The organism is Kocuria himachalensis, from assembly GCF_054784195.1.
In genome coordinates, this window is sequence record NZ_BAAGPL010000019.1 from 472855 (window position 1) to 494759 (window position 21905).

Annotated in this window: 21 protein-coding genes and 1 riboswitch; of the genes, 6 read left to right on the forward strand and 15 right to left on the reverse strand. The window is 73.9% G+C overall.

The annotated features are described in order from the left end of the window. The first annotated feature begins 161 nt into the window (after positions 1-161). Complete coding sequence (locus ACYVM4_RS14600) at positions 162-1565, forward strand: amino acid permease (protein ID WP_460668993.1); 1404 nt, start codon at positions 162-164, stop codon at positions 1563-1565. Between the two features lie 76 nt (positions 1566-1641). Here ACYVM4_RS14600 and ACYVM4_RS14605 read toward each other — a convergent pair whose 3' ends face one another. Genes ACYVM4_RS14605 through ACYVM4_RS14630 form a run of 6 tightly spaced genes read right to left on the reverse strand, consistent with a single transcriptional unit; the run spans position 1642 to position 5913 of the window. Next, positions 1642-2067: a VOC family protein gene (locus tag ACYVM4_RS14605; protein WP_368822030.1), complete on the reverse strand. Its 426-nt coding sequence runs from the start codon at positions 2065-2067 to the stop codon at positions 1642-1644. Between the two features lie 2 nt (positions 2068-2069). Further along, on the reverse strand, positions 2070-2567 hold the full coding sequence (locus ACYVM4_RS14610) for an SRPBCC family protein (RefSeq protein WP_460668994.1): 498 nt from the start codon (positions 2565-2567) through the stop codon (positions 2070-2072). 58 nt (positions 2568-2625) lie between these two features. Further along, entirely contained in the window at positions 2626-3108 is a 483-nt protein-coding gene (locus ACYVM4_RS14615) for an SRPBCC family protein (RefSeq protein WP_460668995.1), read from the reverse strand. 3 nt (positions 3109-3111) lie between these two features. Beyond that, complete coding sequence (locus ACYVM4_RS14620; protein ID WP_368822143.1) at positions 3112-3468, reverse strand: ArsR/SmtB family transcription factor; 357 nt, start codon at positions 3466-3468, stop codon at positions 3112-3114. A 46-nt stretch (positions 3469-3514) separates the two neighbouring features. Beyond that, positions 3515-4924, reverse strand: coding sequence for a hypothetical protein (locus ACYVM4_RS14625; protein WP_460668996.1), 1410 nt, complete (start codon positions 4922-4924; stop codon positions 3515-3517). Beyond that, positions 4921-5913 carry a glycosyltransferase gene (locus tag ACYVM4_RS14630; protein WP_460668997.1) on the reverse strand — a complete coding sequence of 331 codons (993 nt, stop codon included), beginning with the start codon at positions 5911-5913 and terminating at the stop codon, positions 4921-4923. Before ACYVM4_RS14630 ends, ACYVM4_RS14625 begins: the two co-directional genes overlap by 4 nt. Positions 5914-6121: 208 nt before the next feature. Beyond that, positions 6122-6228: riboswitch (SAM riboswitch) on the forward strand. Between the two features lie 71 nt (positions 6229-6299). On the opposite strand from ACYVM4_RS14630, the gene ACYVM4_RS14635 reads away from it, so the two are divergent. Beyond that, the gene (locus tag ACYVM4_RS14635) at positions 6300-7226 is read left to right on the forward strand and encodes a methylenetetrahydrofolate reductase (protein WP_368822036.1); all 927 of its coding nucleotides are present in this window, start codon (positions 6300-6302) and stop codon (positions 7224-7226) included. A gap of 56 nt (positions 7227-7282) precedes the next feature. Next, positions 7283-9688 (forward strand): 5-methyltetrahydropteroyltriglutamate--homocysteine S-methyltransferase, encoded by a 2406-nt coding sequence (gene metE / locus ACYVM4_RS14640; protein WP_460668998.1) that lies wholly within the window; start codon positions 7283-7285, stop codon positions 9686-9688. 81 nt (positions 9689-9769) lie between these two features. Here metE and ACYVM4_RS14645 read toward each other — a convergent pair whose 3' ends face one another. Further along, positions 9770-11725, reverse strand: a complete 1956-nt coding sequence (locus tag ACYVM4_RS14645; protein WP_460668999.1) for an ABC transporter ATP-binding protein — start codon at positions 11723-11725, stop codon at positions 9770-9772. A 72-nt stretch (positions 11726-11797) separates the two neighbouring features. Between ACYVM4_RS14645 and ACYVM4_RS14650 the strand changes: the two genes are divergently transcribed. Then, a complete protein-coding gene (locus tag ACYVM4_RS14650; protein WP_368822040.1) occupies positions 11798-12298 on the forward strand; it encodes a MarR family winged helix-turn-helix transcriptional regulator in 501 nt (166 codons plus the stop codon). A gap of 25 nt (positions 12299-12323) precedes the next feature. Here the strand turns inward: ACYVM4_RS14650 and ald are convergent, their stop codons facing one another. Together ald and ACYVM4_RS14660 are read right to left on the reverse strand one after the other, a co-directional pair. Further along, the gene (gene ald / locus ACYVM4_RS14655; RefSeq protein WP_368822041.1) at positions 12324-13418 is read right to left on the reverse strand and encodes an alanine dehydrogenase; all 1095 of its coding nucleotides are present in this window, start codon (positions 13416-13418) and stop codon (positions 12324-12326) included. A 76-nt stretch (positions 13419-13494) separates the two neighbouring features. Beyond that, a complete protein-coding gene (locus ACYVM4_RS14660) occupies positions 13495-14496 on the reverse strand; it encodes a D-2-hydroxyacid dehydrogenase (protein ID WP_460669000.1) in 1002 nt (333 codons plus the stop codon). A gap of 218 nt (positions 14497-14714) precedes the next feature. Here ACYVM4_RS14660 and ACYVM4_RS14665 point away from each other — a divergent pair, with 218 nt between their 5' ends. Continuing rightward, positions 14715-15965, forward strand: a complete 1251-nt coding sequence (locus ACYVM4_RS14665; RefSeq protein WP_368822045.1) for a phospholipase D-like domain-containing protein — start codon at positions 14715-14717, stop codon at positions 15963-15965. Positions 15966-16127: 162 nt separating this feature from the next. Further along, positions 16128-16883, forward strand: a complete 756-nt coding sequence (locus ACYVM4_RS14670) for a trimeric intracellular cation channel family protein (RefSeq protein ID WP_460669001.1) — start codon at positions 16128-16130, stop codon at positions 16881-16883. Between the two features lie 50 nt (positions 16884-16933). On the opposite strand, the gene ACYVM4_RS14675 is transcribed toward ACYVM4_RS14670, so the two are convergent. From ACYVM4_RS14675 to ACYVM4_RS14700, 6 genes are all read right to left on the reverse strand, one after another. Continuing rightward, the gene (locus tag ACYVM4_RS14675) at positions 16934-17353 is read right to left on the reverse strand and encodes a DUF3151 domain-containing protein (RefSeq protein ID WP_368822048.1); all 420 of its coding nucleotides are present in this window, start codon (positions 17351-17353) and stop codon (positions 16934-16936) included. A 125-nt stretch (positions 17354-17478) separates the two neighbouring features. Then, entirely contained in the window at positions 17479-18501 is a 1023-nt protein-coding gene (gene fbaA, locus ACYVM4_RS14680; protein WP_368822049.1) for a class II fructose-bisphosphate aldolase, read from the reverse strand. Positions 18502-18600: 99 nt separating this feature from the next. Beyond that, the gene (locus ACYVM4_RS14685) at positions 18601-19254 is read right to left on the reverse strand and encodes a TrmH family RNA methyltransferase (RefSeq protein ID WP_460669002.1); all 654 of its coding nucleotides are present in this window, start codon (positions 19252-19254) and stop codon (positions 18601-18603) included. Next, complete coding sequence (gene pyrE, locus ACYVM4_RS14690; protein ID WP_368822051.1) at positions 19247-19828, reverse strand: orotate phosphoribosyltransferase; 582 nt, start codon at positions 19826-19828, stop codon at positions 19247-19249. The genes ACYVM4_RS14685 and pyrE overlap by 8 nt, the downstream gene beginning before the upstream one ends. A gap of 25 nt (positions 19829-19853) precedes the next feature. Continuing rightward, the gene (locus ACYVM4_RS14695; RefSeq protein WP_460669003.1) at positions 19854-20612 is read right to left on the reverse strand and encodes an SDR family NAD(P)-dependent oxidoreductase; all 759 of its coding nucleotides are present in this window, start codon (positions 20610-20612) and stop codon (positions 19854-19856) included. 61 nt (positions 20613-20673) lie between these two features. Further along, positions 20674-21882: an acyl-CoA dehydrogenase family protein gene (locus tag ACYVM4_RS14700; protein ID WP_460669004.1), complete on the reverse strand. Its 1209-nt coding sequence runs from the start codon at positions 21880-21882 to the stop codon at positions 20674-20676. Positions 21883-21905: the final 23 nt, after the last annotated feature.

Sequence of the window (21905 nt, forward strand, 5' to 3'; positions counted from 1 at the left end):
GCCCCTGCGTCGGCCCGCTCCCGTCCGCACGCCCGAGGAGGCGCGGCGCCGGCAGGAGGAGACCCAGGGGCTCGTACCGTGCAAGTCTAGCGGCCCGGGACCCGGGGCAGGCATTCGCCGCCCCGTCCGGGGACCGCCGCGGTCCGATACCCTCGGTGCTCATGAGTTCCCCTTCCACGTGGACCCCGACCGGGTCCCCGTCCTCCGCGCCCGCGGCCGTGCCGGGCACCCACCTCAAGGCCCGTCACCTCGTGATGATGGCCCTCGGCAGCGCGATCGGCACCGGCCTGTTCATCGGCACGGGCGCCGCGATCCGCACCGCCGGGCCGGCGGTGCTGCTGTCCTTCCTGGTGGCGTGCGTGCTGCTGGTGCTCGTGATGCGGGCGCTGGGCGAGATGGCCGCCGCGGACCCGTCCCCCGGCGCGTTCTCGACCTACGCCGAGAAGGCCATGGGCCGCACCGTGGGCCGCACACTCGGCTGGCTGTGGTGGGCGCAGATCGTGGTGGTGGTCGCGGCGGAGGCCACGGCCGCGGCCCAGCTGCTCACGGAGCTGTGGCCCGTGACGGAGCAGTGGGTGCTGGCGCTGCTGTTCATGGTGGTGTTCACGGCGGTCAACCTGGTGAAGGTGCGCACGCTCGGCGAGACCGAGTTCTGGTTCGCGCTGATGAAGGTCCTCGCGGTGCTGGCCTTCCTGGCGGTCGGGGTCGCCGTGCTGCTGGGCCTGTCCGACGCGCCCTCCCCGGGGCTCGGGAACCTCACCGCCCACGGCGGCTTCCTGCCCAACGGCCCGACCGGGGTGGCCGCCGCGCTGCTCGTGGTGGTCTTCGCGTTCGGCGGCACGGAGCTCGTGACCATCGCCGCGGCGGAGACCGAGGACCCGCAGCGCAACGTGGCCCGCGCCGTGCGCACCATCCTGGTCCGGATCCTCGTCTTCTACGTGGGCGCCGTGACCGTCATGGTCCTGGTCCTGCCGTGGGACGACGAGCAGCTCTCGGTCAGCCCGTTCGTGGCCGTGCTGGAGACCGCCGGGGTGCCCGGCGCCGACGTGGTGATGGCCGTGGTCATCATCCTGGCGCTGCTCTCGGCCCTCAACGCGAACATCTACGGCGCGTCCCGGATGCTCTGGTCACTGGCCCGCCGCGGCTCGGCGCCGCGGGCCTTCGCCGACGTCTCCGACCGCGGGGTGCCCCGGACCGCGGTGGTCGTCTCCGTGGCCTTCGGCTTCGCCGCGGTGGTGCTCAACTACCGGTGGCCGGAGACCGTGCTGCTGTGGATGCTCAACACCGTGGGCGCCACGTGCCTGGTCGTCTGGGGGCTCGCGCTGGTCTCGCAGATCGTCCTGCGCCGCCGCGCGGACCGGGACGGCACCGCGCTGCCGCTGCGGATGTGGGCCTTCCCGTGGCTGTCCTACCTGGCGCTGGCGCTCCTCGCCGGGATCGTCCTGCTCGGGCTGCTCGACGACGCCGTGCGGGGCCAGCTCCTGCTCACGGCCGGGCTGGTGCTGCTCATCGCGCTCGCCGCGCGGACCCTCGGCCGGCGGGCGGAGCATCTCCCCCGCGGCTGAGCACGGGTCTCCCGGCCGACCACGGGAAGCCCGTGGCCGGCCGGGAAGTTCGCCGTGGGCCAGGGGTCGTGGTGGGTCAGGGCCCGGGCGCCGGGCGCTGCTGCGGGATCAGCGGCTGCTCGGCCCGGGCCCGCAGCTGCTGCACGACCCACGTGTTGCCGTCCGGGTCGCTGAACCCGAAGAGCGTGCCGCCGTCCCGCTCGTCCACCACGGTGATCTCGCCCGCCTCCACGCCGCGGGCGAGCAGCTCCTCGCGCGCCGCCCCGGCGTCGGAGACGACCAGCTGCAGCCCGCGCAGCGACCCGGGGGCCATCTCCCGGTGGGCGGGGAGGTTGCCGACCACGATGGAGCACCCCGACCCGGGCGGGGTGAGCTGGGCGATGTCCATCTGCTCCGTGGCCGTGCGGTGGTCGAGGTGGAAGCCGACCCCGTCCCGGTAGAACGCGATCGCGCGGTCGATGTCCGCGACCGGCAGCAGGACCACTTCGAGCGTCCAGTCCACGGTCAGGCCCCGTCCTGCGCGGGCCGCCCGGTCAGCAGCTCCTCCAGCCGGTCGTAGCCCTCGGCCATCCCGGACTCCATGCCGGTGGCCAGGTAGCGCTCGCGCGACTCGACGGACGGGTGGACCGATCGTCCCGTGAGCCGGGATCGCCCGCCGGGCAGGTCCTCGAACGTCGAGTACTCGAGCGTGACCAGGTCCGGCCAGCCCTCGAACTCGAACGTCTGGACGATGAGGGCGTCCTGCCGGACGGTGTGGAAGACGCCGCGGAAGGCGTACTCGTCACCGCCCTCCGCGCCGCGCTGGACGAACCGGTAGGACCCGCCGCTGCGGCAGTCGAAGCCGTCGATCCGGGTCTCGAGCCCGCGCGGGCCGATCCACTGCCGGTACAGCTCCGGGTCCGTGTGGGCGCGGAAGACCTCGGTGGCAGGGGCGTCGAACTCGCGGGCGTAGTCGACGCAGGGGACGCCCTCGGGCGCCGTGACGTGCAGGGTGTTGGCCATGACATGCTCCTCGGTGGAGTGTTCCTCGGTGGTGGAGTGTTCCTCGGTGGTGGACTGCTCAGCGGACCCGGGCGGTGAGCAGCTCCTCGAGCCGCTCGTAGCCGTCGGACATGCCGGTCTCCATGCCGGAGCCGGCCATGCCGTCGCGGGCCTCCTGGGTGGGGTAGACGGCGTGACCGACCAGCCGGCACCGTCCGTCCCCGAGGTCCTCGAAGCGCAGGAACTCGAGGTCGACCACGTCCGGGTAGCCCCCGAACTCGAAGCTCTGGATCACGAGCTCGTTCTCGCGCCCGGTGTGCAGGATGCCGCGGAACGCGTAGGAGACGCCGTCCGGGCCGGTGTGGTGGTACTCGTAGGCGCCGCCGGTGCGGAAGTCGTAGGAGTCGACCTCCACGTGCGTGCCGCGCGGGCCGAGCCACTCGCGCAGCAGGGCGGGATCGGCGTGGGCGCGGAACACGTCGGCCACGGGATGGTCGAACTCGCGCTCGAAGTCGATGAACGGCAGGCCGTCGGGAACGGTCAGGTGCAGTGGGTGTCCCATGGTTCAGTCCTGGGTGTGCTCGCCGCGGTCCGCGGCTCGGGTGTCGAGCACGGCGTCGAGGCGGCGGAACTGCTCCTCCCGGACCAGCCGGTACCGGTCGATCCACGTGGTGAGCGCCTCGAGCCGTGCGGGGTCCAGGTGGACGGGCCGGCGCTGGGCGTCACGGGTGCGCGTGACGAGCTGCGCCTGCTCGAGGACCTGGATGTGCTTCGAGACCGCCTGCAGGGAGATCGCGAAGGGTTCCGCCAGTTCGGTGACCGTGGCCGGTCCTCGGCTGAGCCGGGCGACGATGCGGCGGCGGACCGGGTCGGCGAGGGCCAGGAAGGCCTTGTCGAGGAGGTCGTCATCGCCGGGGTCCACGGTGTTTGTCAACTGATTCCTTGATCAACCTGTTGGTTGTTAAAGGTTAGGGCTCCCGCGCCGCCCCGGCAAGGTCCGAAACCGGATCGTGACGGGTGGAGGTCTCCCCGGGCTCCGCGCCCTCCTCGGAGCGGTGCGGCGACCCGGTCCGCGGCTCCCCTGTCCCCGCGTGCGGCCGCACGGCCGCGGCCAGGCAGGCGGCGGTGAGGACGGCCAGCGCCGCCGCCACCCCGCGGTTGACGAAGAACGCGTGGATCTGGGAGTGGTTGCTGAGCACCGTGTACCAGAAGGGCACGGCCAGGGCGGGCAGGGTGAGGACCGCGGCGGCCCCCCACCGGGCGGGCCCTCCCCGGCGCAGCGCCAGGACGAGGCCCACGCCCGCCGCGAGCAGGCAGCCGGACAGCACGAGCCCGGAGGTGGGCACGACCTCCCACCAGTAGGTGACGTTGCGGCGCACGCCCGCGCCGAACGCCTCGGAGACCCCCGTGTGGTCGCCTCCGGTCCGGATCCCCACGTTGCGGCGGACCACCTCCAGGGTCTCCGGGACGCCCAGGAAGGCGCCGGCGACGACCCAGCGCGCGAGCCACGTGACGGCGAAGGCCACGGGCCAGACCAGACCGCTCGCCAGCACCGCAGCGGCGGTCTCCCGCAGGGCCCCGGTGCGGCACCAGACCGCCGCGCCGACCACGAACGCGGACATCGCCCAGGGCACCGCGGGGGTCGTGAGGAGGTCCACGAAGCAGAACAGCGCCGCGCCCAGCGCCACTCCCGCGTACGCCGTCCGGGGCGAGCGCCCCGCCCCGAGCGCGGCGAGGACCACCGACAGGAAGATGAAGGCGATGGAGATCGACTGGCTGAAGGACGTCGAGGGCGTGGACAGCAGGTTGGTCCCCACCAGGTAGGGCAGGATCAGGGCCAGCGCCACGGCGGTGGACGTCCGCGCGCGGACCGCGAGGAACGCCCCGCCCAGGGCGAGCACCATGAGGGTGCCCGAGACGATCCGCAGGCCCTCGAGACCGGTCAGCGCCAGCACGGGACGGGTGAGCACGGTGTAGCCGGCCCAGTACTTGAAGTAGTCGTTGTCGGTGAGCACGGCCCCCCCGGAGAGGGCCCGCAGCTGCTCCGGGCCGCCGCCGCAGGTGGCGAGCCGGGGCATCCGGACGGCACGGCTGAACGCCGACTCCTCCGGGGACGCGCCCAGGCCCGTGCCCGCCACGACGCACTCGGTGAAGGTGTCGGCGGGTCCGCCCATCCGGTCGATCGTCCCGTGCGGGCCGTAGGTGCCGTCCTCGACCGCCGCCAGCAGGTTCTCGACGATGGGCCGGTCCGGCACCGCCTGGCCCGCCGTCAGCAGCCCGAACAGGGCGAACTGCAGGACCAGGAGCATCCCCAGCCCCTGGGCCCAGGGCAGCAGAGGGACCAGTCGCGACCGCAGCCCCTCCCGCCCCGCGCTCACGGCAGCTGCCGCCGGCGCTCCGTGCCGCCGGACCCGGTCCGTTCCTGACCGTCCCCGCCGTTCCAGGGGGGAGCCGGTTGCCGCAGGTAGAACAGCCTGGAGGTCTCCCGGCGGATCTTCGCCTGGCCGCTGAGCAGCACGCCCATCAGCAGGAACACCCCGGACAGGATCATCAGGGAGGCGGCCAGGAGCGCCGTCGGGAAGCGCGGGACGAGTCCGGTGCCGGCGAACTCCGCGACCACGGGGAGGCCGAGGACCAGGCCCAGCAGGAACAGCGCCAGCGAGACGGCACCGGTGACGAAGAACGGGCGCTCGTGGAAGAGCAGCTGCCCGAAGACGCCCAGGATCCGGAAGCCGTCGTGGTAGGTCCGCAGCTTGCTCTCGCTCCCCTCCGCCCGGTCGCGGAAGCCGACGGCGACCTCGGTCTGCGGCATCCGCGCGTTGACGGCGTGCACGGTCAGCTCCGTCTCGATCTCGAACCCGCGGGAGAGACCGGGGAAGGACTTGACGAAGCGGCGCGAGAAGACCCGGTAGCCGCTGAACATGTCGGAGACCCTCCGACGGAAGGCGAAGGTGACGAGCGCGTTGAAGAACCTGTTGCCGGACTCGTGCCCCGACCGGTAGGCGGTGCTGGTGACCTGCCGGCGCACGCCCACCACGTGGTCGTAGGGTCCGGCGAGCAGCGTCTCGATCAGGAGAGGGACGTCGGCCACGTCGTAGGTGTCGTCGCCGTCGATGAGCACGTAGACGTCGGCGTCCAGGTCCGCGAAGGCCCGCCGGACCACGTTGCCCTTGCCCTTCTCGTCCTCGCGCCGCACGTGCGCCCCCGCACGCCGGGCGGCTTCGACGGTGCCGTCGGTCGAGCAGTTGTCGTAGACGTGCACCTCGATGCCGGGCACCGCGGCGTGCAGGTCGGTCACGACCCGCGCGACGGCCGTCTCCTCGTTGTGGCAGGGCACGACGGCGACGATGCGGGGGGTGGAGGGCATGGGCACTCGTTCCTGCGGTCCGGGGCGGGGGGTGGCTCGTCCATTATGGCGAGTGGGCGCGGGGCGCAGGACCGTGGTCCCCCGCCGGTGCGTCGACGTGCGTCCGTGTTGCGTCCTGTGACGTCCCGGTCGTCACAGTCGGCGCACCGGCGTCTTCTGGGCGTCCGCACTTGGCAGCACGGCGGGGCAGCCGCTGGAATGGGTCCTGCATCTATCCAGAGCGGCCGAGAGACCTGGCTCGTCGACGCCGCAGCAACCATCCGCGCCCCCGCCACGGGGTGGGCGGAACGGTGCTCCCGCCAGGACCGATGGAGCTGTCGCTTCCCTTCCGGGTCCACCCCGGGACGGTTGCTGCCCTCCCTCGGGGTGACCCTTGGAGGAAGAACGTGACACCACCCCCGATCCCCCGGCCGGCGCCGCCGTCCCTGTCCTACGAGCTGTATCCACCGCGCAGCGCGGCGAGCGCCGACACGCTGCTGCGGACCATCGAGGAGCTCGAGCCCACCCGGCCCGACCACGTCTCGGTGACGTACAGCGGGGACGAGCAGCGCCGGGACAGCTCGCTCGCCCTGCTCGACCACCTCCTGGCCCGCACGAGCCTGCGGCCCCTGGCGCACCTGACGTGCGTCGGCAGCACCCGGGCCGAGCTGGAGCAGACCGTGGCCGTGCTGGTCCGACGCGGCGTCCGGGGCGTCCTGGCCCTGCGCGGGGACCGGGAGCCGGGGGCCGAGCCGGGCGAGCTGCGGCACGCCGGCGAGCTCGTGGAGCTCGTGCGGGAGGTCGAGCAGCGCCACACCGCGGCCCTGGCGGCCGGCCGGCTCGCCGTAGGCGTGGCCGCCTACCCGACCCGGCACCCGGAGTCGCCCTCGTTCCGGCACGACGTCGAGGTGCTGCTGGCCAAGCAGCGCTCCGGGGCGGACTTCGCGATCACCCAGGTCTACTTCCGCCCGCAGCGCTACGAGCGCCTCGTCGCGGCGGCGCGCGCTGCCGGGGTGACCATCCCGATCGTCCCGGGGATCATGCCGGTCACCGACCCGCGGCGGCTGCGCACGCTGTGCCGGCTGGCCGGCCTGGCGCCCCACCCGGGTCTGGCCGCGGCGCTGGAGGACGCACCCGGTCCCGTCGAGCGGCACCGCGCCGGCGTGGCCTTCGCGGCGCGGCTGGCCCGCGCCGCCCTGGACGCCGGCGCCCCCGGAGTGCACCTCTACACCTTCAACGAGCACCGGGCCGCGCTCGACCTGCTGGAGCACGTGGAGCTCCCGCGCGTCCCGCACGTGCCCGTCCCGCTCGACGACCTGCTGCTCCCCGCCTGAGCACGCACTGCCCCACCGTTCCGCACGACCTCTCGACCCCTTTTCAGGAGACCACCATGACCACTGTCCCGTTCCCCGCCGCCACCATCACCGGCTACCCCCGGATCGGCCGCCGCCGCGAGCTGAAGACGGCCCTCGAGGCCTACTGGGCCGGGCGCTCGACCCGCGAGGAGCTCGAGTCGACGGCCGCCGACCTGCAGCTCGCGACCCACCGCCGGCTCGTGGAGCTGGGCCTCGGCGCCCAGGACTCGTCGCTGCCCGCGGCGTTCCCCCTCTACGACCAGGTGCTGGACACCACCGTGGCCCTCGGGGCGGTCCCGTCCCGCTTCGCCGACCTCGCCGACACCGAGGGCAGGCTCGACCTCGACGCGAGCTTCGTGCTCGCCCGCGGCGACGCCGGGCGCGCTCCGCTCGAGCTGACCAAGTGGTTCGACACCAACTACCACTACCTCGTGCCCGAGATCGGCCCGGAGACCCCGTTCCGCGCCACCGCCGACCGGCTCGTGGCCGACGTCCGCCGCGCCGCCGCGCACGGCTTCGCCGTCCGCCCGGTCCTCGTGGGCCCCGTGTCCTTCCTCCTCCTCGCCAAGGCGGACGACGACGCCCCCGCCGGCTTCGACCCGCTGCAGCGGCTCCCCGAGCTGCTGCCCGTGTACGCGCAGCTGCTGGGCGAGCTCGCCGCGGCCGGCGCGGACTGGGTGCAGCTGGAGGAGCCGGCCCTCGTGGCGGACCAGCACGTCCCCGCCGAGCAGCTCGCCGCGTCCGTGTGGGACGCCTACACGACCCTGACCGCCGTGACGGCGCGCCCGCAGCTGTTCGTCACCACCTCCTACGGCTCCCCCGGGCCGCTGCTGCACCCCCTGGCCTGCTCCGGGGTGGAGGCCCTGCACCTCGACCTCGTCAAGGGCGCGACCCCGACGCCCGAGGAGCTGGAGTTCTTCCAGGGCGAGGACTCCGCCGTGCTCGTGGCCGGCGCCGTGGACGGGCACAACGTGTGGCGGGCCGACCTCGCCGGCCGGCTCGACCAGCTCGGGGAGCTGGCCCGCGGGGGCGCCCAGGTGTCCGTGGCCTCCTCCACGTCCCTGTTCCACGTCCCGCACGACGTGGCCGAGGAGACCCGGCTGGACCCGCAGCTGCGGAGCTGGCTCGCGTTCGCCGACCAGAAGGTCGGCGAGGTCGTCACCCTGGCCCGCGGTCTCGCCGCCGGGACGGAGTCGGTCGCGCAGGAGCTGGCCGAGGCGGCCGAGGCCCGCCGCACCCGGCAGGACGCGGCGGGGGTCCGCGACGCGGCCGTCCGCGAGCGCGCCGGGTCCCTGACCGCCGCGGACATCGGGCGGACGGCGGCGGAGGTCCGCCGGGCCGCGCAGGAGGGCCGGTCCTTCACGGCGTCCGGGCCGCTGCCCCCGCTGCCGACCACCACGATCGGCTCCTTCCCGCAGACCGCCGAGGTCCGTGCGGCCCGCGCCCGGCACCGTGCCGGCGCCCTCACGGACGCCGCGTACGACGCCTTCCTGCGGGAGGAGATCGAGCGGGTCGTGCGGCTGCAGGAGGAGCTGGGCCTGGACGTGCTGGTGCACGGCGAGCCGGAGCGCAACGACATGGTCCAGTACTTCGCCGAGCACCTCGACGGCTTCGCGACCACCGTGCACGGCTGGGTGCAGTCCTACGGCTCCCGCTGCACCCGCCCGTCGATCCTGTGGGGCGACGTCAGCCGGGAGGGCGAGGGCCTGCGCGGCCAGGCGTTCACGGTGCCGTGGATCCGCCACGCCCAGTCCCTCACCGACCGGCCGGTCAAGGGCATGCTCACGGGCCCGGTGACGATCCTGGCGTGGTCCTTCGTGCGCGACGACCAGCCCCTCGGGGAGACGGCGAACCAGGTGGCGCTCGCCCTGCGGGACGAGGTCGCGGACCTCGAGGCCGCCGGGATCGGGATCATCCAGGTGGACGAGCCGGCGCTGCGGGAGCTCCTGCCGCTGCGCCGCGCGGACCAGCCGGCCTACCTCGGCTGGTCGGTGGACGCGTTCCGCCTGGCCACCTCGGGGGTGCGGGACGAGACCCAAATCCACACCCACCTGTGCTACTCGGAGTTCGGCGAGGTGGTCGGGGCGATCGACGGCCTCGACGCCGACGTGACGAGCATTGAGGCCGCCCGGTCCCGGATGGAGGTGCTGACCGATCTCGAGGCCGCCGGCTTCTCCCGGGGCATCGGGCCCGGCGTGTGGGACATCCACTCCCCGCGCGTGCCCTCCCAGGAGGAGATCGAGCAGCTGCTCGAGCGGGCCCTCGAGCACGTCCCGGCGCGGACCCTGTGGGTCAACCCGGACTGCGGCCTGAAGACCCGCGGCTACGCGGAGACGACGGCGTCGCTGGAGCACCTCGTGGCGGCGGCCCGGACCGCGCGCGAGCGCGTGGCCCAGCCCACCGGCCGGCCGCTGATCCTCCAGCACGGCACGCGCGGCTGATCCGGACCGCACCGGCCGATCCGCGGGAGCCCGCACGACCACGCCTTGTCGTGGTCGTGCGGGCTCCCGCGGATCACAGGGTCACGGGGTGGCGGAGGATCCGGTGCGCCGACCGGCTGCGTCCTCCCGGCCGGTCCGTGCGACCAGCAGCGCGAACGCACCGCCGCCCGCGCGCAGCTCCCGCGGCGTGCCCCGCTCGACGACGCGGCCGCCCTCGAGCACCACCACCTGGTCGGCGTCCTCGACCGTGGAGAGCCGGTGGGCGATGGTCAGGGTCGTGCGGTCGGCGGCCAGCCGGTCGAGGGCCTCCTGGACCTGCGCCTCGGTGGTGTTGTCCAGCGCGCTGGTGGCCTCGTCGAGGACCAGCACGGGCGGGTTGCGCAGCACGGTCCGGGCGATGGCCAGGCGCTGCTGCTCCCCGCCGGAGAATCGGTGGCCGCGGGCGCCGACCACGGTGTCCAGCCCCTCCGGCAGCCCGGCGACGGTGTCGGCGATGCGCGCGGTGCCCAGGGCGCGCCACAGCTCGGCGTCGGAGGCGTCCGGATCGGCGAGCAGGAGGTTCGCGCGCACCGTGGCGTGCACCAGGTAGGTCTCCTGGGAGACGACGCCCACGATCCGGGCGAGGTCCGCCGGATCGATCTCCCGCACGTCGACGCCGTCGATCGTCACCCGCCCCTGCGTGACGTCGTTGAGCCGCGGCAGCAGGGAGCCGAGGGTGCTCTTCCCCGAGCCGGTGGGCCCGACCACCGCCGTGGTGGTGCCCGCCGGCAGCACCACGTCGAGGTCGCGCAGCACGTCGGCCCCGTCGTCGTAGGCGTAGCGCACGCCCTCGAACCGGACCTCCCCGCGCACGCCGGCCGGGTCCAGCCGGACGGGCGCGGCGGGCGGGACGAGCTGCGGCTCGAGGTCGAGGTACTCGAAGATCCTGCTGAAGAAGGCCAGCGCGGACACCCACTGCACGCCGATGTTCAGCAGACCCATCACGGGCCGGAAGATGGCTCCCTGCAGGGCGGTGAAGGCCACCAGGGTGCCGATGGTCATCCCGCCGCTCGTGGCCGGGAAGCCGGCGGCCAGGTAGATCACGGCGGGGATCGCGGCGAAGACGATCTGCATGGTGGCCATCCGCCAGCGCCCGGCCAGCTGGCTGCGCAGCTCCAGGCCCACGAGCCGGTCGGAGTGCTCGGTGAAGCGGGCCGCGTCCCGCGCGGTGGTGCCCAGGGTCTTGGCGAGCCGGACCCCCGAGACGGACAGACCCTCCTCGACCTGGGTGTGGAGCGCGGCGAGCTCCCGCTGGCGCTCGTCGGTCACGTCCCGGCGGATCAGCGCCACGCGGCGGGAGAGCCAGACGGCCGGCGGCAGCACCAGCAGGGAGACGAGGCTCATCGCCGGGGACAGCGCCACCATGGCCACGGCCGTCGCCACGGCGGTGGTGAGGTTGGACGCCACGCCCGTGGCGGAGCTGGTGACCACGGACTGCATCCCGGCGATGTCGTGCGTGAGCCGCGACTGCACCTCCCCGCCCCGGGTCCGGGTGAAGAACCCCAGGGACTGGGCCTGCAGGTGGGTGAAGAGCTGCACGCGCAGCGCGTGCATGACCCGCTGCCCCATGGTGGTGGCCATCCAGGTCTGGACCACGCCGATCACGGCGGTCAGCGCCGCGACCCCCACCATCGAGGCGGTCAGCACCAGCAGCAGTCGGGTGTCGCCGTTCGGCAGGGCGTCGTCGATGACGCCGCGGACCAGGAACGGCTGGGCGAGGTTGACCACCGAGGACGCCGTGATGAGCACGACGACGAGCGCGATCGTGCCGCGGTGCGGGGCGAACAGCGCCGCGATCCGGCGCGGGCTGACGGGGTGCCGGGTGAGCTGCGTCCGGTCCGCGGGGTCGGGGCGGGCGGCGCGGGCCCCTCCGCCGCCGCCACCGCTGGGGCCGGCACCGGGCAAACCACTGGGCAGGCCGCCGGGTCCGCCGGCCGGGGTGCCTCCGCCGTCGTGCGCCGGGGTGCGGACGCGCGCGCTGCGATAGGTCGTCGCCATGTGATCCTCCTCGGGAACTATCAGGAGGTTACCTCTCTATGAGGTAGCCCGCAACGGGGATAGGATGGCGCCATGCCCTACGACGAACCCGACCCGGCCCGGCTGGGGGACCTCCTGCACGCCGTCTTCCGCCGGCTGCGCCGCCGCTGGGCGGAGCAGCTGGCCCCCTTCGGGCTCACCCCGCACCAGTTCCGGGCGCTCGACGCCCTCGCGGGGTGCCGCGGCGGGACAGGGCACCGGCACGGCCCCGCCGGGAACTGCCGCCCCGGTGGCGGGTCCGGCAGCCTGCGCGTGAAGGACCTCGCCGACGCCCTGCGCATCGCCCCCCGGTCCGCCACGGAGGTGGTGGACCTGCTCGAGCGGAAGGGGCTCGTGGAGCGGGTGCCGGACCCCTCCGACCGGCGCGCCACGCTGGTGGCGCTGACGCCCCGGGGCGCCGCCCTGCGCGAGCAGGTGCGGGAGGACCGGCGCCGGGAGTCCGACGAGTACTTCTCGCGGCTGGACCCGGCGGACCGGGTCGAGCTGGAGCGGCTGCTCCGCCTGCTCACGACGGACGGCTCCGCGCCGGACTGAGTCCCGGGGGGGCGCCCGCCGGGACTCAGTCCAGCTGCGCCGGCAGGTCCGGGAAGGCCGCCGCCACCCCGGCGTGCCGGATGCTGCCGGCGGCCGTGTTGAGCCCGGCCGCGAACTCCGGGTCGGCGGCCAGGGCCTGCTCCGGGCCGCGGGCCAGGCGCCGCAGATAGGGCGTGGTGGCGTTGGCGAGCGCCCGGGTCGCGGTGCGCGGCACCGCTCCGGGCATGTTCGCCACGCAGTAGTGGGTGATGCCGTCCACCTCGAACGTCGGGTCGTCGTAGGTGGTCGGGTGGGAGGTCTCGAAGCACCCGCCCTGGTCGATGGCGACGTCCACGAGCAGGGCGTGGTCGTGCAGCACCCCGAGGTGCTCGCGGCGCACGAGCTTGGGCGCCGCCGCCCCCGGGACGAGCACCGCCCCGATCACCACGTCCGCCCCGGAGATCTCCTCCTCGAGCACGTGCTCGTCGCTCATCAGCACGCGGGCCCGGTGCCCGAGCAGGTCGGTGAGCTCGCGGATCCGCGCGCCGTTGGCGTCCAGCACCGTGACGTCGGCCATCAGGCCCGAGGCCATGAGGGCGGCCTGGGTGCCCACGGTCCCGCCGCCGACCACCACGACCTTGGCCGCGGCGACGCCGGGGACCCCGCCCATCAGCAGCCCGGGGCCGCCGGCGTTGGACTGCAGGTGGTGGGCGGCGGACTGGGCGGCGAGCCGGCCCGCGATCTCGGACATGGGCTGGAGCAGGGGCAGGATCCGGCCGGCGCGCACGGTCTCGAACGCCACGGCGGTGGTGCCCGCCCCGAGCAGCGCCTCGGTCAGCGGCCGGTCGGCGGCCAGGTGCAGGTAGGCGAAGAGCGTGAGGTCGGAGCGCAGGAATCCGTACTCCTCGGCCACCGGCTCCTTCACCTTGACCAGCAGCTCCGCCCGCTCCCACACGGTGGACCGGTCGACGACCTGGGCTCCCGCGGCGGTGTAGGCGTCGTCGTCGAACCCCGAGCCCTCCCCCGCGCCGGTCTCCACGAACACCTCGTGGCCGTCCCGCACGAGCTGGGTCACCCCGGCGGGCACGAGGCCCACCCGCCGCTCGGCCGGCTTGATCTCTCTGGGAACTGCGACGCGCATGGTCCGTGCTCTCCTCTCGTCGTGGCCCGCCGGCACGGGCCCCGCGGCGCCGTCGCCGCGCGGCCCGCCCGCCCCTTCACGGGGAACGGACGTAGCCGGCGTCCTTGTCCACCTGGTTGACCAGCTGCTCCCCGGCCGTCCAGCGCCGGAGGTTGTCCTCGAACTGGGCGGCGAGCTCGTCCCGCCACCCCACGACGTCCCCGCACATGTGCGCGGACACGTGCACATTGTCCAACGCCCAGAAGGGGTGGTCCGGTGGAAGGGGCTCCGTGTCGAAGACGTCCAGGGTCGCCGCGGCCGGACGTCCCGCCCGGAGGGCCTCGTGCAGCGCGCCCTCGTCCACCAGCGCGCCTCGGCCCACGTTCACGAGGTGGGCGTGCGGGGACATGGCCGCGAGCACCCCGGAGCCCACGATCCCCCGTGTCCGCTCCGTCAGCGGGGCGGCCAGCACCACGTGGTCGGCCCACCCGGCGTGCTCGGCCAGCTCGGCGGCGGGGACGACCGTCCCGAAGTCGGGGTCCTCCGCCCGGGCCGTGCGCCCGGCCCCGCGGACGTCGATCCCCACGGCCCGCAGCAGGCGGGCGGTCTCGCGGCCGATCCCGCCGGTGCCCACCACGAGGGCCGTGGAGCCCCGGGTGCGCCGCAGCTCGCGGTGCACCCACCGGTGCTCGCGCTGCAGGGCCTTGCTGCGGTGGAGCTGCTTGTCCTGGGCCAGGACCGCGGCGAGGACGAACTCCGCGACGGGCCGGTCGAAGACCCCGTGCGCGTTGGTCAGCCTGACGTCCGAGGCGCGCAGCGCCGGGAACAGCATGGCGTCCACGCCGGCCGCCGCGACGTGCACCCAGCGCAGCCCCGCCGCGGCGTCCCACGCGCCGGCGAGGGCGTCCGAGAAGAAGTCCCACAGCAGCAGCACCTCGGCCGGGCGCCCCCTGCCGGTTCCGGCGAGGGCCTCGGCAAGGCCCTCGCGCGTCACCACCGTGACGTCGGCGAGGGTCCGGAGGGCGTCCTCGTTGCCGGGCGGCGGCGTGCCCTCGGCGGTCAGCACGACGACACGGGGCGGCTCGCGCACGGTGCTCATGCGGCCACCCTACGGGCGCGGTCCGCTTGTTGACCATCGTCACAGGCTGTTCCCGTGATGGGCCATGGCCTCGACGCGTCCGCTCCTGGAGCAGGCGACCGCGGACGTCGTCGTCGTCGCAGGGTGACGCGGCCGAGGACGATGCCGCGCGCCGGGCGGCGCCGCGGACCGACCTGGGCGGACCCGTGGGCCAGGTGGCGCCCGGGTAGGCTTCGCGGATGAGAACCACTCGCTCCTCCGGGCCCCGTCTGCTCCGCTCGTTCGCCGTCCGGTCCGCCCTGGGGGCGGTGGCCGTGCAGGCGACGGTGGTGGCCACCCTGGTGGCCACCGACGCGGTCAAGCGCCGGAGCCGCTCGCGGCGCTCCGGGTTCCCGCGCCCGGGCACGTTCGAGCACACGGTCGCCGAGACCGGCACCACGGTCTACACCTACGGGGAGGACCTCTTCCGGGACATGCTCGCCGCGATCCGGGGCGCGGAGCACCGGGTGCAGCTGGAGACCTTCATCTGGAAGGACGACGAGGTCGGCCGCGAGTTCCTGGACGCCGTCAACGACGCCGCCGCCCGCGGTGTCGAGGTGCACGTGATGTACGACGGCTTCGGCAACCTCGTGGTGCCCCGCGGCTTCTACCGCTTCCACCCGGACGTGCACGTCTTCCGCTTCCCCGTCCTGCGCCCGCGCCTGCTGCTGAGCCCGCTGCAGGCGACCGGGCTGACCCACCGCAAGCTGCTGGTCGTCGACGACGAGATCGGCTTCGTGGGCGGCTACAACATCGGCTCGCTCTACGCCACGCAGTGGCGGGACACCCATGTCCGGCTCACCGGCCCCGCCGCCTTCGAGCTGGGCCACTCCTTCGCCGCGGTGTGGAACCACCCCTCGGCGCGGCGGCCGAGGCTGCCGCACGTGAACCCGGGGGCGTGGGACTCCCGGGTGCGTGCCATCAACAACATCCCGGCCAGCCTGGTGTACCCGATCCGCAGCGTCTACCTCGACGCGATCCACCGGGCCACGGACCACATCTACCTGACCACCGCCTACTTCATCCCCGACCAGCAGATCCTCTCGGCCCTGATCGAGGCGTCCCGGCGGGGAGTGGACGTGCGCGTCATCGTGCCCGAGGACTCCAACCACGTCCTGGCGGACTGGCTCTCCCGCGGCTTCTACTCCACGCTGCTGGCCGAGGACATCACGGTGCTGCTCTACCGCCGCGCGATGATCCACGCGAAGACCGCGACCATCGACGGGCAGTGGTCGATCATCGGCACCGCCAACATCGACCGGCTGAGCCTGGGCTTCAACTACGAGACGAACCTGGAGATCCACGACCGGGACTTCGCCGCGGACATGGAGGAGGTCTTCGCCGCCGACAGCGAGAACTGCCGGGAGCTCACCGCCGACCGGTGGGACGAGCGGCACCCCGCGGCCTGGTTCGCCGAGACCGTCCTGGTGCCGCTGCGCCCCTTCCTCTGACTCCTCCGGCGCCTCGGCCCGGCTCGCCCTCCGGGGAGGAGAACAGGACGACGATCCCGAGCACCACGCGGGCGGGGGAACTCGGTGACGTGCTCCGGGGCGGATCCTGGTGGGAAGCCGAGTGCTACTCTCGGGCGTCGGCGTGACGGGGGTGAGGTGGTCGTGGACGTGGTGGCTGTGGAGAGCCTCGATCCGAGCGTGGCGTTCGACGTCGTCGACCTGCTGGGCGTGCTGACCAACGGCATCCTGGGGGGTGCGGTGGCGCGCCAGCTGAAGATGGACCCGGTCGGCTTCGCGTTCCTGGCCGTCGTCTCGGCGCTCGGCGGGGGCCTCCTGCGCGACACCCTGCTGCAGGTGGGCTTCCCCGTGGCCCTGACGAACCCCGCGTACCTCATCACGGCCATCGCCGGGGCCGCGATCGCGTACTTCCTGCATCTGCAGGGGAAGTGGACCAACCGCGTGCTGGTCGTCGCCGACGCCTTCGCTCTGGGCTGCTGGGCGGCCACGGGCACGGGCAAGGCCCTCGACGTGGGGCTGAGCTGGCTGCCGGCCGTCATGATCGGGGTGATCACCGCCGTGGGCGGCGGGATGATCCGCGACATCGCGGTGGGGCGGGTGCCGATGATCTTCGGCGGCAACACCCTCTACGCCACGGGCGCGGTGATCGGCAGCGCCGAGATGGCGGTGCTGCACGGCCTGGGCTACCCCAACTGGGGCATGGCCGCCGCGATCCTCACCGCCGCCACGGTCACCGTGGTGGCCCGTCGCCGGGGGTGGCGGCTGCCCGGCGCGGGTGAGTGGAACGTGCGCCTGCCCAAGCGGGAGTGGCCCCGCCCGACGTGGCGTCCGCGCCGGCCGGGCCGTGGGGACGGAGGACGCGACGCTCCCGGCCGAGGGAAGGACTCCGGCACGTCCTGACCGATCTGCCGGGGGCCGCGGAGCACGTCCCCGGCAGATCGTCCACCGGGTCAGCGCTGCAGCTGCTCCGCGGCGGTGGGGTCCGAGTCGTTGAGGAACTTCTGGATGCGCTCGGCCTCGTCGAACTCGCCGATCGCCGCGGCCGCCCGGCCCAGGGCCGCGAGCGCCCGCAGGAAGCCGCGGTTGGGCTCGTGGGAGAACGGGACGGGCCCGTGGCCCTTCCACCCGTGGCCGCGCAGGGCGTCGAGACCGCGGTGGTAGCCCACGCGGGCGAAGGCGTAGCCCTCGAGGGTGCGGCCCTCGGCGAGGGCGTCCTCGGCGCACATGGCCCACGCGAGGGAGGCCTTGGGGAAGCGCGCGGCGAGGTCCTCCGCCTCGTCGCCCGCCTCGATGCGCTCGACCAGGCCCGGGTCCTCGGTGAGGTGGGTGGGCTCGGGTCCGCCGAGCAGGTTCTTGCCGGTGAGGCTCATGGGGGACGGGGTCCTTTCGGTGCGCGGGACGGAGGGGTCGTGCGGGACGGGCGCGGGGACGGCTGCGGCGCCCCGCTCGGGCAGGACGCCGCCGTCGTGCTCCGCGACCGCGGAGGGTGGAGCGGCTACTTGACGGAGGTCCCTGCGGAGCCGAGGTTCTGGCAGGCCTCGACCACGCGGGCGGCCATGGACTCCTCGGCCAGGGCCCCCCACACGCGCGGGTCGTACTTCTTCTTGTTGCCGACCTCGCCGTCGATCTTCAGGACGCCGTCGTAGTTGGCGAACATGAACCCGGCGATGGGACGCGTGAAGGCGTACTGGGTGTCGGTGTCCACGTTCATCTTGACCACGCCGTAGGAGACGGCGTCGGCGATCTCCTGCGCGGAGGAGCCGGAGCCGCCGTGGAAGACGAGGTCGAACGGACGGTCCTGGCCGAGCTTCTTCCCCACCTCCTCCTGGATCTGCTTCAGCAGCTCGGGGCGGAGCTTGACCCCGCCGGGCTTGTACACGCCGTGCACGTTGCCGAAGGTCAGGGCGGTGAGGTAGCGGCCGTTCTCGCCGGCGCCGAGGGCCTCGACGGTGGCGAGGCCGTCCTCGACGGTGGAGTACAGCTTCTCGTTGATCTCGTTCTCGACACCGTCCTCCTCGCCGCCGACCGCGCCGATCTCCACCTCGAGGATGATCTTGGCCTTATGGGTGCGGGCCAGGAGGTCCTGGGCGATCTTGAGGTTCTCGTCGAGCTCGATGGCCGAGCCGTCCCACATGTGGGACTGGAAGATCGGGTCCTCGCCGCGGCCCACGGCCCTCTCCGACTCCTCGAGCAGCGGCAGCACGAAGCCCTCGAGCTTGTCCTGGGGGCAGTGGTCGGTGTGCAGGGCGATGTTCACGTCGTAGTTCTTGGCGACCTCGCGGGCGAAGGCGGCCATCGCGAGCGAGCCGTTGACCATGTCCTTGACGGAGGCGCCGGACCAGTAGGCGGCGCCGCCGGTGGAGGCCTGGATGATGCCGTCCGAGCCGGCCTCGGCGAAGCCGCGGATGGCGGCGTTGAGGGTCTGGGAGGAGGTGACGTTGATCGCCGGGTAGGCGAATCCCTTCTCCTTGGCCCGGTCGATCATCTCGGCGTAGACGTCAGGGGTTGCGATGGGCATGCTGGCTCCTTCGGTTCGGGTGTGGCCTGGCTCCCACTCTAGCCAAACCGTCGCCGTGGGACGACGGGAAGACGGTGGACGGACGCCGCGGGTCGCCCGTCAGGCGACCGGCTGGCCGAAGACGTGCCGCCGGATCCAGGCGTGCATCGCCACCGCGGCCGCGGCGGAGGCGTTGACGGAGCGGGTCGAGCCGAACTGGGCGATCGACAGGGTGGTCCCGGCCGCGGCGTGCATCTCGGGGCTCAGCCCCGGCCCCTCCTGGCCGAGCACCAGCACGCAGCGCTCGGGCAGGTCATAGGTCTCGAGCTGCTGCGAGTCGGGGAAGTTGTCGATCCCGATCACCGGCAGGCCCTCGGCCTCCGCCCAGGCCGTGAACTCCTCGACGCTCGCGTGGTGGCGCACGTGCTGGTACCGGTCGGTGACCATCGCTCCGCGGCGGTTCCAGCGCCGCCGGCCCACGATGTGCACCTCCCGGGCGAGGAACGCGTTGGCGGTGCGCACCACGGAGCCGATGTTCAGGTCGTGCTGCCAGTTCTCGACGGCCACGTGGAACCCGTGCCGTCGGGCGTCCAGGTCGGCGACGATCGCGTCCATCGTCCAGTACCGGTAGGCGTCCACGACGTTGCGCCGGTCCCCGTGCTCGAGCAGCTCCGGGTCCCAGTGCTCGCCCTCGGGCCACGGACCCTCCCAGGGGCCGACGCCCACCGCGGGGGCGGGCGCCGGGGCGCCGGTCTCGGCGGCGGGGTCAGTCAAGCCCGAGCTCGTCCTTCGTGAAGGCGTAGAGGCACGGCACGCCCGCCGTCTCCTCGATGCGCTCCTTGGCGCCGGTCCGCCGGTCCACGATGATCGCCACGGCCACCACGTTGGCCCCGGCCGCCTGCAGGGCCTCCACCGCGGTGAGGGCGGACCCGCCGGTCGTGGAGGTGTCCTCCACCACGACGACGTCGCGGCCCTGCACCGGGGGGCCCTCGACCTGACGGCCCATCCCGTAGCTCTTCTGGGCCTTGCGGACCACGAACGTGTCGACGGCCCGGCCCTGGTCCCCCGCCGTGCGCATGACCGCGTGGCCCACGGGGTCCGCGCCCATGGTCAGCCCGCCCACGGCGGCGCAGGAGATCCCGGCCTCGTCGAGCAGCGCCAGCATCACCTGGCCCACGTAGCGGGACGCCTCGTGGTGGAGGGTCACGCGGCGCAGGTCCACGTAGTAGTCGGCCTCGATGCCGCTGGCGAGCGTGACCTTGCCCCGCACCACGGCGAGGTCGATGATCAGCTGGCGGAGGCGGTCGCGGGCCGTCGCGAGGTCGACGGGCGAGAAGTCGGTGGTCATGGGTCCCAGTCTATGGGGCGGGCTCTCAGCGGGGTGCCATGCGCAGCGCCCCGTCCATCCGGACGGTGGTGCCGTTGAGGTAGTCGTTGTCGAGGAACGCCGCCACGAGCTGGGCGAACTCCCCGGGGCGGCCGAGCCGGCGCGGGAACGGCACCCCCGCGGCGAGCCCGGCCCGGAACTCGTCGCTCACCGCCGCGAGCATGGGCGTCTCGATCACGCCGGGGGCGATGGTGTTCACCCGGATGCCGGCGCTCGCGAGGTCCCGGGCCGCGGTGAGGCCCAGGCTGTGCACCCCGCCCTTCGACGCCGCGTAGGCCGCCTGTCCCACCTGCCCCTCGAACGCGGCGACGGAGGCCGTGTTGACGACCAGCCCGCGCTGGCCGTCGTCGTCGACGGGGTCGGTGGCCGCGATCCGCTCCGCGGCGAGGGCGAGGACCGTGAAGGTGCCGAGGAGGTTGATGCGCAGCACGGTCTCGAACAGGTCCAGGTCGTGCACGCCGCCGCGGCCCAGCACCCGGGCGGACGGGCCGATGCCGGCGCAGTTGACCACGGTGCGCAGCGGCCCGGCGCCGGCCGCGGCCGCCACGGCCGCGGCCACCTGCTCCCGGTCGGTGACGTCGGCGGGCGCATAGGTGACGCCGGCGACGTCGGGGGCCTGCTCGACGGCGGCCGGGAGGTCCACGGCGAAGACCCGCACGCCGCGTCCGGCGAGCATCGCGGCGGTGGCCGCGCCGAGGCCCGAGGCGGCGCCGGTGACGAGGGCGGAGGTGTCGGTGACGTCCATGCGGGGTCCTTCCGGGGAGCTGTTGGGGGGACTGCGGGAGGTGCCGGGCGGTGGGCCCGGCTCAGACGAACGCGGAGACGCCCGTGACGGCGCGGCCCACGATGAGGGCGTTGATCTCGTAGGTGCCCTCGTAGGTGTAGAGGATCTCGACGTCGTTGAAGAGCTTGGCCATCTCGTGGTCGGTGACCACGCCGTTGCCGCCGAGCAGGCTGCGGCCCAGGGCCGCGGACTCCCGGGCCAGGGACGTGGTGGTGGCCTTGGCCAGGGCGGCGTGGGGCATGTCGAAGCCCCCGTCCTCCTGCAGCCGGGCGATCTGGGTCATGAGGCCCAGAGCGGCCGTCGCGTTGCCGAGGATCCGGGACAGCGGCTCCTGCACCAGCTGGAACTTCGCGAGCGGGCGGCCGAACTGCCGCCGGGCCAGGGCGTAGTCGCGGGCGACGTCGAAGATCGCGAGCTGGACCCCGGCGCCCTGCCAGCCCACCCAGGCGCGGGAGTTGCGCAGCATCTCGTTGGCGGCCGTGAAGCTCTGCGCCCCGGGCAGGGCGTTGGCGGCGGGGACCCGGACCTCGTCCAGGACGATGTCGGCGTTCTGCATGATCCGCAGGCCGATCTTGTGCTCGATCTTGGTGGCGGTCCACCCCGGGCGGTCCGTCTCCACGAGGAAGCCCTTGACGTGCCCGTCGGCGGTGTCCCGGGCCCAGACGATCGCGACGTCGGCGATCGTGCCGGCGCCGATCCAGCGCTTGGTCCCGGTGAGCACCCACTCGCCGCCGTCCCGGGTCGCGGTGGTGGCCAGGCCGCCGGCGATGTCGGAGCCGTGCTCGGGCTCGGTGAGGGCGAAGGCGCCGAGGGCCCGGAAGCGGCGCAGGTCCGGCAGCCAGCGGGCCTTCTGCTCCGCCGAGCCCAGGGCGTCGATCAGGTCGACGATGAGCTCGTTGTGGATTCCGACGAGGGCGCTCAGCGACACGTCGGCCCGGGCGACCTCGGCGTAGGCCAGCCCCCGGAACAGCCGGCTGGCCCCGGAGAGCTCGAGCTCCCCGAGCCCGTGGTCGGCCAGCGCCGGGAGCAGGTGGGCCGGGAACTCCTCGCGGTTCCAGTAGGGCGTGACCACGGGGCGGACCTCTTCCTGGAGGAACGCGTGCAGGCCGGCCAGTCGCGCGCGCTCGGGCGGCGGGAGGAGGGCGGCGAAGCAGAAGAGGTCGGCGTCCGGGAAGGGGATGCCGGAGCGGCGCTCCACGGACGGGGATTCTCCGGGCAGGACGGGAGTCATGGGTGGTCCTCTCGTCGGCCCGA